We start from the raw sequence: 16,128 nt of genomic DNA on the forward strand, positions 1-16,128 counted from the left end.
GACGCGGCGGCGAACATCTCGCGGGTGACCAGGGGTTCGTGCGTGGGCTGCGGGGACCAGACCCAGTCGCTCATCGGGTTGGCGCGGTTGCCCTTCTTGCGGGCCCTGCGGTTCCAGACCTGGTACCCGGTGTATTTGGGGTTTTCCAGGATGCCGCGGACGGCGGATTCGGTCCACTGGCCGACGGCGGCATCCCGTCTGGTCGGCTCGGGTGGCGGGTAGCGGTGGGGGTCGAGGCTGAGGCGTTCGGTGATGGCCCGGTAGCTGAGCTTGGCCAGGGCTCGCAGGCAGAAGATCTCGGTGACGACCGGGCCCCGGACGGGGTCGGCGACCAGGCGGTGCTTGGTGCGTCCCTCGGCCCGGCGGGCGGGGACCGGGTGGGGGACCTTGTCGGCCACGTAGCCGTAGGGCGGCTTGCCGATGTTCCAGCCCTGCTTGGTGTGCTCGACGAAGCCGTCCCAGGACAGCTCCAGCATCTGCAGGACGTACCACTCGGAGACCGCCTGTTTGACCCGACGGGTCAGCGTCGGGGTGGCGCGTTTGGCCTTCGGGTTGGTCAGGATGGGCTCGTCGGCGGCGCACAGGGCGACCCCGGAGCTCTCCAGTTCATACTCGATCTTGGTGCCGAAGTACGTGCGCCGCGCGACGCGTTCGATGGACTCGCAGATGACGGCGGCGAACCGGCGGTCGGGAGCCTTGGCTTCCCGCAGCAGGTCGGCGATTCCGCCGTCGCGGGGAATGGGGACGTTGAAGCGCTCGTGTGCCGTTCCGTGGCCACGTTGGTCGAGGTCTTTGCGTCCGGATTCGACGTCGTAGAAGTGCGCAACGATCACCCATCCGGGCGGAAGAGTGCGGATCTCCATCGAGATCGGGGTGAGCCTGCGTCTGTGGGGCCCGCCGGTCGGCGGCGAGGCCACCGTGCACCTGTGGTTCATCGAGTTCACCATCGGCTTCGGCCCCGACCGCCGCAGCGGGGCCCCCGCCCTGGACTGGGGCGGCTTCCAGGGCATGCTCCCGCCCCCGAAGAACCGTGTCCGCACCATCGCTGGCGCCGGCTACACCGGCGAGGGCGCCCCGCCCACCCGCACAGCGGCCAAGCCGTGGCTGGTCGACAACGGCGGGTTCACCTTCACCGCCGACTCCCAGGTGCCGGTCAGCCAGCTGTTCCTCGACCAAGGCACCAGCACGCCGGTGGCCACCGACGAGGGCGTCGACATCCTGCCCATGCGCAAGACCGGCCAGGTCAGCGAGATGCGTGTGTAGGTCATCTACGGCGACGATCACGAAGAACCGCTGCGCGAGTGGAGCCACACCGTGATCCGCGGCAGCGTCCCCAACGGCATGTGGGGCACCGATGCCAACGCACCCGGCGACGGGCTCCTGCCCGACCGCATCCTCGGGGTGCGCCTGACCTCCCCACCGATCGCGTACGGCACCGACACCGGATTCATCGACGAGAAGGCCATCTCCTTCGACCCGCTTCCCCTCGACGGGGGAAACCCCCTGGATCCCGCAGAGGAGCCCACAGGACCGCTCCCGCAGCGGCCCGGCGGCGTCATCGGCAAGATCAGCGACGGCATCGACGCGGAAAGTGCCCGCCCCGCCCGCACGGAACTCGCACGAGCCCTCGATTCCCTCGGCGTCATCTCCGCTCAGATCGACCAAGACCTGAGCACCTACGCCGACGCCGCGGGCACCGCGTTCACCGCCGAGCCGATGCTCGTCCCCGTCGGCTGACCCCTGCCCAGCGAACCGCGATACCACGCGGCCCGCCCCCGTTCCGGACCCCCGCTCCGCGCACCACCGCGCTGTGCCACCTCGTTGCCGTGCCGCCAGCACGCCCCAGACCCAGCACCGCACCAGGTTCTACGACCACCGCGTCCCATCGCTGTACGCAGGCCGCTACCAGATCCACAACCAGCAGATCCTCAGGAACGTCGACGGATCCGACCGCGTCCTCAGCAGCGAGGAGCCGCAGCCGTTCGATGTCGTCCAGCCCCGGTTCGCCATCGCCCCGGCCTCGATCAACGCCCGCTTCCCGTCCCCGGCGCCGTCGGCACCTACAGGCAGATCCTGCCGCACATCAACCTCGACGTACCCGGTCTGCCGTGGAACCGCCCCCTGGCCTACGGTCGACCAGACGGCATCCCGTGGATGGCGCTGCTCGTCTTCCGCGCCGGCGAACTGCCCGAAGACCAGCACGCCGAGGGCCAGGTGGTCACCGGCACCGTCCGCGCTCTCCAGGCAGCTGGGCCCCGGCACACCCCCAGTCCTGCCCGAGGAGAACATCCGCCCGGACGAATACGACGAGCACTGCGCCACCGTCCTCGTCCCCGCCGAACTGTTCGACCGCGTCAAGCCGCTCCCGGAAGAGATGGCCTACCTCGCGCACGCGCGGGAAGGCGGCCGTCCTGACGCCACCCGAGCCAACAGCACACCACCGCCGATGGACGAACAGCTCAACGGCGTGGTCATCGCCAACCGCTTCCCCTCCGCGGTCGGTGGGCAGCATGTCGTGCACCTGGTCTCCCTGGAGGGCTTCGACCAGTATCTGGCCCCCTACACCCCAGCCCCCGCCGATGGGGGTACGACTGGTCTCCCTGACCTGCTGGGCCTTCACCACGGAGCCGGACTCCGGGATCGGGTTCGGCGACCTGTGCCAGAACCTCGCCACCCTCGACGAGGACACCACGCGCCCGGCCGACCAGCTCCGGCTGCGCCTGCCCGTCGTCACCCCGACCGACCCCACCCCGGCCCAGCAGGCCATCCTGGACAGGATCGCCACCGGCGCGGTGGCCGTGCCACAGCGCCTGGAGACCGGGGAGGCCACCGTCGCCTTCCACCGCGGAGCGCTGAGCGCCAACCCCGCCCACCGGCTGCCCGCACCGGCCGCGCCCCGACTGGACTCCGCCGGCGAAGCCCTCATCTACACCGAGGCCCACGGGGTCTTCGACACCTCCTACGCCGCCGCGTTCACCGCCGGACGCCTGGCAGCGCTGGCGGACGCCGACTTTCGCACCGCGCTGATGGAATTCCGCGCCGGCGCCCGCGCCGCGGTACGCCGCCTGGCCGCCCACCCCCGCCTGGCCGGCCGCGCGGCCACGACCACCGCCCGGCAGCTGACCGCCCCGCTGGCGCTGGAAGCCTTCGACCGGATGCTCCTGGAGGACAACGGCGCCCAAGTGGCGCGCGCCCTCGACCAAGCCGCCTCGCGGCTGCGCGCCGGCCGACGCCGCACCGTCCCCGCCCGGACCCGCACCGCCGCTCCCGCCCAACCACGCGCCCTGCTGCGCCAGCCCGGGGTGGCCGACCTGCTCACCCAGGCCGCGGGAGAGACCTTCGAGAAAGTCACCGCCTGGCTGAACCGGCTGCGCCGCCTGGAGCTGATCGGTACCGAGCACCTGGTCCCCGACCCGCGCATGCTGCCCGCCGAGAGCATCCGCTTCGCCTACGTCGACCCCGGCTGGATCCGCGCCGCGGTCGACGGAGCACTGAGCATCGGGGTGGGCCACACCCTGGACGCGGACCTCAACTCCCTGGCCACCGGCGGCGAAGCACCTCCCGCCTGCGCAGTGCTGCTGCGCTCGTCCCTGGTCCATGACTGGCCGAACACGATCTCCACCGCCCGCACCCGCGACGGCGCCGTCACCGAACCCGTAAGCCAGGACATATACAGCACCGACACCCTCCTGATGCTCTACCCCCAGCTGATCGACAGCCTGGAACTGGCCGAGCCGCCACGCGACCTGTGCTTCGGCATCGGCGACGTCGGCACCATCGAGCTGCGCCACATCAGCGGCGACGTCATCGGCGCCCCGATGGGCGACTTCCCGCGCGCGGACGACCTGGACCAGACCGATCAGTTCGGCCGGTTCCGCCGCTTCCTGCGCCCCGGCGACGCGGACGTCCTCAACCTGCTCGGCGAAGGCGACGCCCTGGTCCCCGCCCTGTCCGCGGAACTCCACGAGGAACTCCCCGACGGCGCCCCGGAGATCCCCACAGCCCACTTCGCCCTGCAGATGATCAACGCCCCCCAAGTGAAGACCTTCCGGCTCTGACCCACCGGCCCCGTCCCCTCAACACTCCGCTCACGCCGTTCCGCCCCGAGGAAAGGACTCCGCCGACCATGTCCGCGGACACCACCCTGATCGTGCCCGTCGAGGTGGCCGCCCTGGCCGTCAACCGGGCCACCCGCGACACCGCCGCCCCGCACGTCTTCCACCGCTGGATCACCAACTTCAAGGGCATCAAGCAGAGCGTGCCACCGGAGCCGGACCCGTTCACCAGCGCCGAGGAATGGACCGGCCGCGAAGACCGCCTCGGGGTCTATCTGCAGTGGCAGCTGCCGATCGCGCTCACCCGCGGGCGCCACGACGACACCGAAGGCGTCGGCGACTTCCCCCTGGTCCCCAACCGCTGGCTGGTCGTCCGCCACCAGCACAGCACCCAGGCCCTGAAAGCCTGGGTCGTCCAGAGCGACTACCTCGACCCGATGGACGGCACCGTCTCCTTCCAGGACCCCGACAGCACCGAACCACGCGCCACCCTCATCGGCAAGGCCCACGAACTGACCGGCCCCTGGCGCGAACCCGGCAACCGCCACGCCCCGTTCCTGACCGCGATCGGCCCGGGCCTGCTGACCTTCTCGGTCTTCCAGCCCTACAACACCAACGTCTTCTCCCTCCACGACCGCCTCCAGGACGTGCCCGGCACCGAACGGCTCAGCTATCTGGTCGCCGGCTGGTACGCCCAACCCGAGACCGACATCCTCGCGGCACCCGACATCACCCAATCCCTCACCAAGCTCCTGGAGCGCCTGGACTGGACCATGCCACCCGGCTCCGGCAGCGGCATCCCCGCACCTCCGTGTACAGCGGCACCGTGCTGCACCTGGACTGGAACCTGACCGGCCCGGTCCCCGACTCCACCTGCCCCACCCCCGCCGAGGTCACCGCCATCGTGGCCACTGTTCGTCTCGGCGAAGCCGACCAGAGCGACGACGGCCTGTCGGCTACGTCCTCAACGACGACTACGTCCACTTCGACACCGTCGTCCCGCCCTCCCCCGGCGGTGAGGACTACCTGCGGCCATCGGTGACGACCCCGCCCTGCGCCTCAACTTCGGCGACCAGTCCACCGCCGCGGCCACCCTTCTGCTGGACCCGCGCGCGGCCGTGCACGCCACCACCGGTCTGCTCGCCACCAAACGCGTCCACGTCCCCACGGAATTCACCGACCAGGCCATCACCCGGATGACCGCGTACTTCCGCACCGGCCCGCTCCTGGCCGCCGCCCCCCCCATTACCTTCTTGGTGGCCCCGCAATGGGGCGCCCGGCCTCCGGAGTTGGCATGACTGTCTCCCCCTGTCGAACGCATGGCCTGGGGGGTGGTGTCACCGGCTCCGGAGGCATCGACAGACCGCTGATTAGGGGCATGACCACCGGCTTCTTCGCAGGCTGGGAGGCTCTTCGTAATGTGGATGTGGCGATCGGTGCCGTGGGGCGGCCGGGCGAGGACGACCGAAGGAAGCACGTGATCGACGTCAGCGACATCGGCGCCTTCCTCGGCCTGGACGTCGGCAAGGGCGAACACCACGCCACCGCCGTCACACCGGCCGGGAAGAAGGCCTTCGACAAGCGCCTGCCCAACAGCGAGCCGAAGCTCCGCGAGGTCTTCGCCAGGCTCAAGACCAAGCACGGCACCGTGCTCGTGATCGTTGACCAGCCCGCCTCGATCGGTGCTCTGCCGCTCGCAGTGGCCCGCGACATGGGCTGCGAAGTCGCCTATCTGCCGGGCCTGACCTTGCGACGGATCGCTGACCTCTATCCGGGCGAGGCCAAGACCGATGCCCGCGACGCGTTCGTCATCGCCGACGCGGCCCGCTCGATGCCGCACACTCTGCGGACGATCGATCCCGCCGACGAGACGGTCGCCGAGCTGGAGATGATCGTGGGCTTCGACGACGACCTCGCCGGCGAAGCCACCAGGGTCTCCAACCGCTTGCGGGGACTGCTGACCCAGATCCACCCGCACCTGGAACGAGTGATCGGCCCGCGCGTCCAGCACCCGGCGGTCCTGGCCCTGCTGGAACGCTTCGGGTCCCCGGCCCAGATCCGCACCGCCGGCCGCCGCCGGCTGGTGAACCTGCTCCGGCCAAAGGCACCCAGGATGGCCGAACGGCTGGTCGAGGACATCTTCACCGCCCTGGACGAACAGACCGTGGTCGTTCCCGGCACGGACGCGGCCGCGCTGACCGTCCCCAGCCTGGCCGGCTCGCTGACCGCTGTCCTTGACCAGCGGGAACTCCTCGCAGCACGGATCGAAGAACTGCTGGAGGCCCACCCTCTTTCCAAGGTCCTGACGTCCATGCCGGGGATCGGCGTCAGGACCGGAGCCAGGATCCTCATCGACGTCGGCGACGCCAGCAGCTTCCCCTCCGCCGCCCACCTCGCCGCCTACGCGGGCCTCGCCCCGGCAACCAGAAGTTCCGGGTCCCCGATCCGCGGCGAACAACCCTCCCGGAGAGGAAACAAGCAGCTCAAACGGGCCTTCTTCCTCTCCGCGTTCGCAGCCCTGGCCGACCCGGTCTCCCGGGCCTACTACGACAAGAAGATCGCTCAGGGAAAGCACCACACCCAAGCACTCCTCTGCCTCGCCAGACGACGAGCCGACGTGCTCTTCGCCATGCTCCGCGACGGCACCTTCTACGACCCCCGACCCGCCCCTACGGGTTGACGAAACCCATAGGGGCACCCCCGCACGACCCCGAGGGCCACGCGCAGGAAACCGCCCTCATCCCCACCCCCGCCACCACCACCGGCACTTGGACCTGGACCGAACAGCGCGCCGACACCACCACCCGCCTGCCCATCCTCACCCCCGACCCCCACGACCTGCCCACCGCGACCCCCGAGATCCGCTCCGGCTTCCTCACCCTCGAAGGCGCCACCGCCTACACCCGCGCCACCGACTGACCACCACCGCCACCGACCGGCAGACCACCGACCGGCACCAATCCGAAAGGCACCGTCATGGCTGTTGTCACCAACTGCGACGCCGCGGCGACCGAGAACCCGGAACCACTCCTCTCCTACACCCTCACCACCGACCCGGACCCCCTCAAAGCCTCCCCGGAGCACGCGGAGGAACCGGTCACTGGCCAACTCCTCATCGCAGGATCACGCGCCGCCCGCCCGCCGATGGACGTGGAATGGATCAAGGTCAAGGTCCCAGCCGGCGAGATGGCGCCCGACCTGGCCAAAGCGGAGAACCCACGCACCACCCTCGACGGCTGGACCGGCCGCCTGAACGCCGCCACCAAGGAGTTCGAGTTCACCCCCACCGGCGCTTACGGCACCATCGGCCCCGACACCGGCTTCACCATCCAGCTCTCCCGCCTTCCGATCAACCACAAGGTCGGAACCGCCCCGATCACCATCCCCGAACGCTCCCGCACCGGCGACGACCCGTTCGCCAACCGGTCCACGACGTTCAACGGCGGCGAAGTCACCCTCACCTGGGAACGCTCCGACATCGGCGAATTCGAACTCCTCTACGGTCAGACCAGTGAGAGGGTCACCGACACCACCCGAACCATCACCGGCATCACCGCAGACACCGCCTTCTACCTCCGCGGCACCGCCGGCGACCCCTCCAACCCCGTGATCCGCACGCTCACCGCACACGTCACTGTCAACAAACCCCACCTCACCACGGGAAACCTCGAAGTCCAGGGAGCCGCCAACCTCATCGGCAGACCCACCGAACTGCTGACGGTCTGGCCGAACGACCCGAAGACTTCAGAATCATCCCTGTCGACCAAGGCAGTCGATTGAGTTTGTCGATCCTCCATGAACAAGTCGAAGACAACTCCGGCGGCCCGCTTTTTGAACTGGCTTGGGTCCCGCTCGGGCTGGAAGCACCGGCACCCACCAAGTGGCCGTGACCTTGAATACCGCCCCGACGGAAGAACCGACCCTGAACTACCGAAAAGTGCTGTTCCAAGGACACTCGTGTACGGGCGAGCCGTTTGCAGCAGCGGGTGGCTGGCGACAGACCCGGACCGCCTCGCGATTTCGGGCACGAGGCCACCAACTCCGCCCTCATGATCCAAGAACTGGCCGAATTCCGGCTCGAGCACGGTATGAAATGCGGTGGTTCGGGCTCGGCGGTGTTCACGTCAACGCCGTAGCCCCAGGCGGCAGCTTCTAGGCCGATTCGGCCGGCACCCGCAATGACGAGATGCCCGTCGTCGCGGCCCAGGCAGGAGAGATCGTCACGCAGTTGCTCGGCTTTGGCCAGGCCGCGCAGGTGACCAACGCCGACCAGGCCGGTGCCGGGAATGTCGAGGCGGCGTGGTTCGGCGCCGATGGTTACGACGCGGCCAGGGCTACACCCCGCGCCTCGCCGCCGCTTCCGCCGTGCACCGCGGGCTCTCCGCAGCATCCTGGGCACCCCGGCCATCCGCGCCCAGCGCAACGCCCGCCGCGAACACGAGAGCCGGGGCAATGCCGTCCCGGCTCCAACCCGGCCGTGATCAATCTCGACGGTACTTCCTGCACCGCAATTACTCAGCCCATGTTACGAAGATTGACAGCTCGGGAGCGCGCTCCACGTTCTTGCCTCTCTTCCTCGCACAAACGGTCATTTTTGAGAATCACCCAGCGTCACAGAAGTCGGGGCTGACAGTCCGTGGGGCGAGGTGGTAGTACGGGACGCGGTCCGTGCCAAGCGGCGGTGCCGGCGAGACGGGGGGTGGGCCGAGGTGTCCTCGCGCTTCCGGGCGTTGGCCCGGCTGATCACGGCGGTCGCGATCGTCACGAGCTATGTCGCGCTGCACCTGGCGGTCACCGCAGGCATGGACTTGCGGGCATGTGGCAGGTTCCGCGACGCTCCGGCACGGGCTGCCGCGTTCACCGCCGCGCTGAACCGGTATGCCGCCGGGGACACGTCCGCGCGCGCCGAGAGCCGTGCTGGCGACACGTGGTTCAAGGAGAACGCCCCGTCGGGAGCGAGCCGCTCCGCGGTCTCCTCCGCCGTCGGTGACGTCGAGAAGGGCCGGGTTTCCCTCGCCCGCGAGCGGGTCGCCGGGCTGGCGGCGGATGTCGAACGGGACCGGGCGCAGCTCAACCGGAAACTGGGCTCGTCGCGCGCGACCGCGCTGTACTGGGCGGTGCCCGCCGCGCTGCTGCTCGGGGTGGCGCTGTGGCTGCGGCGGCGGCGCCGGTCGGGCGCCGCGGAGATCGTCAGGGTGGTCAGCTGGTTCGCCCCGCGTCAGCCGTGGTGGTGGCGTCCGGTGTTCCTGCTGGCCAGTGGCGGCGGATACGTACTGTTCGCGGCGGGGATCACCGCCGTGGGCACGGCGCAGCGGCGGGGCTACACCGTGCCACCGATGACCATGGCGGGGTGGCTGGTCGGCGGCCTGGCCGCCATGGGTGCCGGGGTCCTGAGCCTGCGCTACACCCGCCCGCGCTCGGCGCGCGGCGCGGCCCAGGCCCTGCTGGCTGACGGCCGCCAACCCGTGCTCTATCTGCGCAGCTTCACTGACGACGAGACCGCAGCCCAGGTCGACGACTCGTCGGCGTTCGTCAGGATCCACTCGCGGGAGGAGCAACTCACGGGGGCGTTGGGTGCCGTCGGCCCCGTGATCACGGTGGGCAAACCCGGGGAGCCTCTGCCGCGGCTGGGAGCAGCACGGTTCTACCTGCCCCTCGACGACTGGCAGCCGACGGTGCTGCGGCTGATGGAACTGTCCCAGCTCATCGTGCTGCGGTTGGGGTTGGGCGATGGGCTGTGGTGGGAGGTCCAGCAGGCTCGCGCCACCCAGCCCGCGTCCAAGCTTGTCCTGCTGACGCCGGGCGGACTGTCGCGGCAGGCCGAACGGCTGGAACTGGCCGAACGGTTGGACGAACACCTGCCGACTCCGTCCCGGCTGGCCGAGGTGGCGGGGGGAGACCCCTGGACCGGCGCCGTCATCACCTTCGCCCCCGAGTGGACGCCCCGTGTGCACCCGGTGGGGCCCGTGCCCCGTGCCAAGCTCCCGCGGGGCGCGCTCGTGCGCCGCGGTGCCCGCGCCGTGAAGGCCGGCTTCGTGTCGATGACCATCGTCACGCCCACGCACCACCTGGCTCGCGTCATCATGGACGCCCTGGCGGCCGTGGGGGTGCGCAGACGGACGATGGCCTGGCGGGCCACCTTCGCCACGCAGACGTCGTTATGGAAAGGGTTCGCGTTGGTCACGGTCCTGGCCCTGCTGCTCTGGCTCGCGGGCCGGGCGCTGCAACTCTTCGGCCTCGGTTAGTGCCGTTTCGTTACGACCGTCCCGCATAACATCCGGTGAAACCGGGGACACAACAGGGCAGCGGCCCATAGCCTGCTGACCCCACGTCCTGCGCGGCGGTCGACGATCTTCGGGGGAGGATCATGGACGGTTCCCAGCAAGGCATGCCGACGAACGCGAATCCGGTCGCTGCGGAGCGGCCCAGGACGGTGGCCGGCGCGGCCACGACCGCGACGATACTGATCTCCTTGGCGCTCGTGCATGAGGCGCTGCTCACGGTGGCCAACTGGCGCCTGTACTTCCTCGCCCACGACTACCTGGCCGGGAAGGCGACCGCCGCGGACCTGGAGGCCGCCGACAACGATGCCCTCGCGACGCTGGGGTCATTATGGCCGTCCATGCTGATATGGATCGCGGCCGGCATCGCGGTGCTCGTCTGGCTGTGGCGGGCCCGGATCAACTCCGAGTTGATGAGCGATGCCGCCGCGCACCGCCGGTCCCGGGGCTGGGTGGTGGGCGCCTGGGCCACCCCGGTGGCCAACCTGTGGATCCCGTACCAGGTCGTGTCGGACGTCTGGCGGGCCAGTGCCCCCCGGCGGTCCGTCCCCGTGACCCTGATCAACGCCTGGTGGGCGCTGTTCGTGGTCGCCAACGTCGTCGTCAGGCCGATCCAATGGCGCATGTCCTCGAAGTTCGACAGCGTGCAGGACGTGCTGTCCGACGCGAACGTGACCACCCTGCTCACGGCGCTCTACGTGGCGGCCGGCCTGCTCCTCGTCCTCATCATCAGGCGCATCACCGCGTGGCAGACCCACAAGCATGCGCAGAACGCGGTGTGAGGGAACGGTGCGAGCACCACTGTGAACACGGCGGAGACGGCCACGAGGCGCCCACCGGCCGCAGGCCCTGGCCTGCACGAGCGCACGGTGACGAACTACGGGGGAAACGCCAACATGGGCGGCATCAGTGACTCGTTGTGGAACGAGGACATCGACGCGGAGAACTTCCGCGACCCGGCCGCGACGTATCACGCCGCGGTCTTCGAGCAGTACAAGCTGTGCGTGGAGATGGCCGACCGGGTCAGCGCCCGGCGCAACCTCGCCAACACCTTCTTCCTGACCCTTCACAGCACTCTCCTCGTCTTCCTCAGCACCTGGCTGTCCCAGGAGCACCACCGCGGCACTCCGGTCGCACTCACGCTCGCGGCCCTGCTGGTCCTGCTGGGCATGTGTGCCACCTGGTGGATCACCGTCCGTTCGTACCAGCAGTTGAACAAGGGCAAGTTCGAGGTGATCGGAGCGTTCGAGGAGCGCTTGCCGGCCCGTGCCTTCGTGGCCGCCGAATGGCGCGCCCTCGGCGAGGGGCGGGACTGGCGCATCTATCTCCCGCTCAACCGTGTCGAACGCTGGATTCCCCTCCTCTTCGCTGTGGCCTACCTTCTGGTCTTCGCCGCCGTCGCGCTGTGACGGCGGCGGCACCCGCTAACGCCGACTCTTCCTGCCACCGGAGCGGGTTAGGGTGAAGGGCACATCGCCTCGGCGGGAAGCGGGTTGTCACATGGTCACCATCGCCGTCACCGGTCACATGGACCTGGCCGACGAGGCAGTCGGCCGGATCCGCACAGACCTCCGTGAGCTACTGGTCGGCCTGCGTGACGACGCGCTGGTGGGGCGCTCGTGCCTGGCCCGCGGTGCCGACACGCTCTTCGCCGAGGAGATCCTCTCGCTCGGAGGCCGACTGTCGGCGATCATCCCGTCCCGGGACTACCGGGAAGCGATGGTCCGCCCCGCAGACCTCGCCGAGTTCGACGCTCTGCGCGACGCCGCCGCTGAAGTGGTGGTCCTGCCGTACGAACACGCGGGCCACGCCGCCTACGAAGCGGCCAACCGCCGACTTCTCCAGGGGGCGGACCGCCTCGTCGCCGTTTGGGACGGCAGCGCCCCCACAGGTCGTGGCGGCGGTACGGCGGACACCGTGGCCGCGGCCCGCCTGGCCGGCTTGGCCGTCGACATCGTGTGGCCTCCTGGTGCGTTCAGGTCCGGCACCTGACACCTGTGTCCGGTGCCGGACCGCCAGCGCAGTACGGCACGGGGCTGGTCAGCGCTGGCTGACGCCCCACCAACAGCGCCGCCAAGGCCGGCGCAAGCGACGGATCGGCCCGGTACGCGGCCCGCGCCACCGCCTGATACAACCGCTGCTCCGCCGCCGTACGCGCCTCCGACACCTGCCGCGCCAGCACCGACACCCCTGGCAACAGCACCGGGTTCCTGCGCAGCCAGGTCACCGCGTGGTTGAACAACGCCACCGAGCCCCTCGGCATGCGTCCACGCTCGCCCGTACAGGAACCTACGGAACTCCCGGCCCCACTTGTGGTCGGTGTAGTCCCGAGTACCGGAACCGCTCCTGGATCTCGTTCGCGTGCTCGTACACCGTCGACCGGCGCTCGCCGTACCGCTTCACACATGAGGCATCCGCGATCCGCAGCTGCCCGGCCAGGTACTCCACGACCTCCCACGGCACGGCAAGCGGACCCTCACCCAGGAACCGGCCGACGTAGCGCACCGTGCAGATCTGCATCGCCATCCCCAACCGGTGCCCGTCCGTACGATGCAGCGCGATCAGATCACGGTCGTCATCGTCGAGGAAGAAGAACCGCTCCAGCTCCGGACGCGTCGGCACCTCACGGAACGCCCCGTACGCCTCGGCCTGCTCATCAGTTAAGAACTCCACCGGCACGAGGCGGACCGTAACCAGCAGCGACGCCCGGCCCCATGAGTTTCTCCGAACCTCAGCAGCACCATCGATCGATGTGCTAACCGAGCAAGATCAATCTCGCCGGGACTACCTGTACCCCGACTGCTCACACCCGAATGCCAGGGCGGAGCAAGCCACGGCCGCACAGAGGATACCGAAATCGAGGGCAACGGGCCGCCTCCCGGGACGCCACCTCGATCTCCGCCTCCGGCCCGTCCGCAGCCTGTTCGCCCCGCAATCACTCACCTGAACGTTCTTGGCTGTCGCGCTCGATGCGGCCGGTGACGGTGCGGAGGGGATGGCACAGCTTTGCCCTTGGTGAGGTCCGGGCGAACGTCATGATGCCCCCTTGAACACGAGTGCTTGGGAGTCCAGGGCTTCTTGCACGTCAGCGCAGGATCTTCCATGCGCCGAGCGGGATGCCCGGCGCCGCGTTCGCGCACGAGCGGCAAGCAGTCGTCCCAAGAATTTTTCGGTGATTTTCCTGTTCCTCAGTCAACCGCGAAGACGCTGGTCAGGGCAGGATCTGCCGTCGTTAGGCGAGGCCGTGGCAGGTATGCGACCAGGGTGCGGCCGAGGGGTGGCTCGCGGGGGGGGGCGTGGGGGTGGCAGGGGGCTAACCCTGCCGCGTTCTCGTGACACGAGCGTCCCCATACGGGTGACCCCCGGGTACTCGGGGTGGCGAGTACACATCGGACACCGGAAGCCGTCCACGGCACCACCCCGCAGACCGCGGGGTGGTCCGGCGCGCGGCAGGGAATCGGGCCGCCCCGCGGCGGAGACCGACGGGGCCGGGTCACACGGCGGGGCGTCGGTCGGGGCGGGTGAGGGCGTCCATGAGCAGGTCGAGCAGGCGCTCGGCCTGGTCGCGTTGGTGGGGGGCTCCGGCGACGAGGGTGACGCCCGCGAGGGACATGAGGATGTCGGGTGCGGGCACGTCGTCGCGGATGACGCCTTGGGCGATTCCGGCGAGGCGGAACTCCTCGATGGCGCCGGTCAGTTGGTCGCGGGTCCGCGAGCTGAGCCGCTGGTCGTCGCGGAGGAGGGTCTTGAGGGTGTCGGCCATGCCGTGTTTGGTGGCGAGGTGGTCCAGGACCTGGGACATCCAGGCGCGCAAGGCGCGGTCGGCGGGCAGTTCGCGCAGGAGGTCCGGGGCGCGGGCGGCGAGCCGGGACGTTTCGTAGCGGTAGGTGGCGTCGACGAGTTGTTCGCGGGTCGGGAAGCGCCGGTACAGGGTGGCGATCCCCACGCCCGCGTCCTTGGCGATCTGCTTCAGGGTGGCGGCGGCGCCGTCGCGGGCGAAGGCGTGGGCGGCGGCGGCGAGGAGTCTGTCCTCGTTGGCCCGTGCGTCGGCGCGGATCGGCCGGCCGGACGGATCAGGCATGGGGGGGTTCCTCTCGTCTTGCTAAGTGGAGTCGGGTCCGCTTACTGTGGCGGCCAAGCGGAGCCGAATCCGTTTAGGTGGGACGGTAGCAGGCGGGGCGCCCGCTGTTCCCTCGCACCGCCACCCTCACGAAAGGGCCGCCCACGCCATGCGCTACCGCACGCTGGGAAGTACCGGGATCCAGGTCAGCTCGTTGTGCCTGGGCGCGATGATGTTCGGGGCGTGGGGGAACCCCGACCACGACGACGCGACCGCCGTCATCCGCACGGCGCTCGACGCGGGCGTCAACATCATCGACACGGCCGACGTGTATTCGGGCGGCGAGTCCGAGGTCATCGTCGGGAAGGCGGTCGCCGGACGCCGCGACGACATCGTCCTGGCCACCAAGGTGTCGAGCCCCATGGGCCCCGGCCTCAACCAGCGTGGCGCCTCACGGCGTTGGATCGTCCGGGCCTGCGAGGAGAGCCTGCGCCGCCTGGGCACCGACCACATCGACCTCTACCAGGTGCACCGGCCCGACCCCGCGACCGACCTGGACGAGACGCTGGGCGCGCTCTCCGATCTCGTCCACGCGGGAAAGATCCGCTACGCGGGGTCCTCGACGTTCGCCCCCTCGGCCATCGTGCGGGCGCAGTGGACCGCCGAGCGGCGGCAGCGCGAGCGCTTCGTCTGCGAACAGCCGCCGTACTCCCTCCTGGCCCGGGGCGTCGAGGGCGATGTGCTGCCCACCTGCGAGACGTACCGGATGGGGGTGCTCGCCTGGAGTCCGCTGGCCGGGGGCTGGCTGTCCGGGCGCTGGCACCGCCACGCGGCCGACCCGTCCAGCCACCGCACCCGGACGATGCCCTTCCGCACCACGCTGGCCCACTACGACATGGACGTGCCCGCCAACCAGGCCAAGCTCGACGCGGCCACCCGACTCGCCGGTATCGCCGAGGAAGCGGGCCTGACGCTGATCCAGCTGGCGCTGACGTTCGTCACCACCCACCCCGCCGTCACCGCGGCGATCATCGGCCCCCGTACCGCTGACCACCTGCACGACCAGCTCAGCGCCGCGGACGTCGTCCTGGAGCCCGACGTGCTCGACCGGATCGACCGCGTCGTGGCGCCGGGCACCGACCTCAACCCGGAGGACACGGGGTACAACGCGGCCGTCCTGGCCGACCCCCGGCGCCGTCGCCGCGCCGTCCTTCGCTGACCCCCGTCCTGGCGGTCAGCCCTCGGGGGTCTGCGCCTCCAGGGTGGTGAGCAGTTCGGCGAGCACCGGCAGGGCCCGCTCCAGCGCCTCGCGCTTGGCCGGGGCGAGGCCGTCCAGGGCGCGGCGCAGGGCGGCGGTGCTGGTGCGGTCGTAACGGTCGAGCATGTCGAGGGCCCGGGGCGAGGCCGCGAGGTGGACGGTACGCAGGTCGGCGGCGGACGGGGTGCGCTCCACCAGGCCGGCCGCGGTCATCGTCCGGACGAGGTTGCTGACGGTGGACGGAGCGACCCGCAGCCGTGCCGCGACCTGGCGCGGGGTCGCGGTGCCCGTCTCGGCGAGTGCGCGCAGCAGCTCGATCTGGGCCTCGGGGAGGTCGGGGAGGCCTTCGGCGCGGCGGGTGCGCAGCACGGCCCGGCGCAGGGGGCCGAGGAGTCGGCCGAATTCGGTCGCGGTGTCCATGACCCCATTGTGCCCGCCGTCATGTTTTGCCACAAACTAGTTTTGTGACAAAAT

16 protein-coding genes and 2 pseudogenes are annotated in these 16,128 nt (G+C 70.1%); 13 read left to right on the forward strand and 5 right to left on the reverse strand.

All coding sequences use genetic code 11. The features are described 5' to 3' along the window. Window positions 1–11 precede the first annotated feature (11 nt). Window positions 12–947: pseudogene (locus tag SCATT_RS40580) on the reverse strand (recombinase family protein); the annotation flags it as partial. On the opposite strand from SCATT_RS40580, the gene SCATT_RS08320 reads away from it, so the two are divergent. After that, window positions 850–1,263, forward strand: coding sequence for a DUF6603 domain-containing protein (locus tag SCATT_RS08320; protein WP_014142552.1), 414 nt, complete (start codon window positions 850–852; stop codon window positions 1,261–1,263). The pseudogene SCATT_RS40580 and the gene SCATT_RS08320 sit on opposite strands and share 98 nt — an antisense overlap. 51 nt (window positions 1,264–1,314) lie before the next feature. Beyond that, on the forward strand, window positions 1,315–1,737 hold the full coding sequence (locus SCATT_RS08325) for a hypothetical protein (protein WP_014142553.1): 423 nt from the start codon (window positions 1,315–1,317) through the stop codon (window positions 1,735–1,737). 165 nt (window positions 1,738–1,902) lie between these two features. On the opposite strand, the gene SCATT_RS08330 is transcribed toward SCATT_RS08325, so the two are convergent. After that, window positions 1,903–2,262, reverse strand: a complete 360-nt coding sequence (locus SCATT_RS08330; protein ID WP_041824553.1) for a hypothetical protein — start codon at window positions 2,260–2,262, stop codon at window positions 1,903–1,905. Between the two features lie 317 nt (window positions 2,263–2,579). Between SCATT_RS08330 and SCATT_RS08340 the strand changes: the two genes are divergently transcribed. The 10 genes from SCATT_RS08340 to SCATT_RS08385 all read left to right on the forward strand — a co-directional run bounded on the left by SCATT_RS08340 (window position 2,580) and on the right by SCATT_RS08385 (window position 12,328). Continuing rightward, window positions 2,580–4,058 (forward strand): hypothetical protein, encoded by a 1,479-nt coding sequence (locus tag SCATT_RS08340; RefSeq protein WP_014142554.1) that lies wholly within the window; start codon window positions 2,580–2,582, stop codon window positions 4,056–4,058. A 68-nt stretch (window positions 4,059–4,126) separates the two neighbouring features. After that, window positions 4,127–4,906 carry a hypothetical protein gene (locus tag SCATT_RS08345; RefSeq protein ID WP_014142555.1) on the forward strand — a complete coding sequence of 260 codons (780 nt, stop codon included), beginning with the start codon at window positions 4,127–4,129 and terminating at the stop codon, window positions 4,904–4,906. A 267-nt stretch (window positions 4,907–5,173) separates the two neighbouring features. After that, window positions 5,174–5,353 carry a hypothetical protein gene (locus SCATT_RS08350; RefSeq protein WP_014142557.1) on the forward strand — a complete coding sequence of 60 codons (180 nt, stop codon included), beginning with the start codon at window positions 5,174–5,176 and terminating at the stop codon, window positions 5,351–5,353. A 179-nt stretch (window positions 5,354–5,532) separates the two neighbouring features. Beyond that, window positions 5,533–6,735 (forward strand): IS110 family RNA-guided transposase, encoded by a 1,203-nt coding sequence (locus SCATT_RS08355; RefSeq protein ID WP_106433109.1) that lies wholly within the window; start codon window positions 5,533–5,535, stop codon window positions 6,733–6,735. Then, window positions 6,732–6,974 carry a hypothetical protein gene (locus SCATT_RS40280; RefSeq protein WP_014142559.1) on the forward strand — a complete coding sequence of 81 codons (243 nt, stop codon included), beginning with the start codon at window positions 6,732–6,734 and terminating at the stop codon, window positions 6,972–6,974. The genes SCATT_RS08355 and SCATT_RS40280 overlap by 4 nt, the downstream gene beginning before the upstream one ends. A gap of 57 nt (window positions 6,975–7,031) precedes the next feature. Then, a complete protein-coding gene (locus SCATT_RS08365; protein WP_014142560.1) occupies window positions 7,032–7,835 on the forward strand; it encodes a hypothetical protein in 804 nt (267 codons plus the stop codon). 929 nt (window positions 7,836–8,764) lie between these two features. Next, a complete protein-coding gene (locus SCATT_RS08370; RefSeq protein ID WP_014142562.1) occupies window positions 8,765–10,300 on the forward strand; it encodes a hypothetical protein in 1,536 nt (511 codons plus the stop codon). 236 nt (window positions 10,301–10,536) lie between these two features. Continuing rightward, the gene (locus SCATT_RS08375; protein WP_231905218.1) at window positions 10,537–11,118 is read left to right on the forward strand and encodes a DUF4328 domain-containing protein; all 582 of its coding nucleotides are present in this window, start codon (window positions 10,537–10,539) and stop codon (window positions 11,116–11,118) included. 114 nt (window positions 11,119–11,232) lie between these two features. Next, window positions 11,233–11,745: a RipA family octameric membrane protein gene (locus SCATT_RS08380; RefSeq protein WP_014142564.1), complete on the forward strand. Its 513-nt coding sequence runs from the start codon at window positions 11,233–11,235 to the stop codon at window positions 11,743–11,745. Between the two features lie 91 nt (window positions 11,746–11,836). After that, window positions 11,837–12,328 (forward strand): hypothetical protein, encoded by a 492-nt coding sequence (locus tag SCATT_RS08385; protein WP_014142565.1) that lies wholly within the window; start codon window positions 11,837–11,839, stop codon window positions 12,326–12,328. Between the two features lie 90 nt (window positions 12,329–12,418). Here SCATT_RS08385 and SCATT_RS38935 read toward each other — a convergent pair. Next, window positions 12,419–13,015, reverse strand: a pseudogene (locus SCATT_RS38935) (DUF4158 domain-containing protein); the annotation flags it as partial. Window positions 13,016–13,829: 814 nt separating this feature from the next. Continuing rightward, a complete protein-coding gene (locus SCATT_RS08400) occupies window positions 13,830–14,417 on the reverse strand; it encodes a TetR/AcrR family transcriptional regulator (RefSeq protein ID WP_014142568.1) in 588 nt (195 codons plus the stop codon). Window positions 14,418–14,565: 148 nt separating this feature from the next. On the opposite strand from SCATT_RS08400, the gene SCATT_RS08405 reads away from it, so the two are divergent. Continuing rightward, window positions 14,566–15,615: an aldo/keto reductase gene (locus tag SCATT_RS08405; RefSeq protein WP_014142569.1), complete on the forward strand. Its 1,050-nt coding sequence runs from the start codon at window positions 14,566–14,568 to the stop codon at window positions 15,613–15,615. A gap of 15 nt (window positions 15,616–15,630) precedes the next feature. On the opposite strand, the gene SCATT_RS08410 is transcribed toward SCATT_RS08405, so the two are convergent. Next, complete coding sequence (locus SCATT_RS08410; protein WP_014142570.1) at window positions 15,631–16,074, reverse strand: MarR family winged helix-turn-helix transcriptional regulator; 444 nt, start codon at window positions 16,072–16,074, stop codon at window positions 15,631–15,633. Between the last annotated feature and the right edge of the window lie 54 nt (window positions 16,075–16,128).

This window comes from Streptantibioticus cattleyicolor NRRL 8057 = DSM 46488, assembly GCF_000240165.1.
In the GTDB taxonomy this organism is placed as follows: Bacteria; Actinomycetota; Actinomycetes; order Streptomycetales; family Streptomycetaceae; genus Streptantibioticus; species Streptantibioticus cattleyicolor.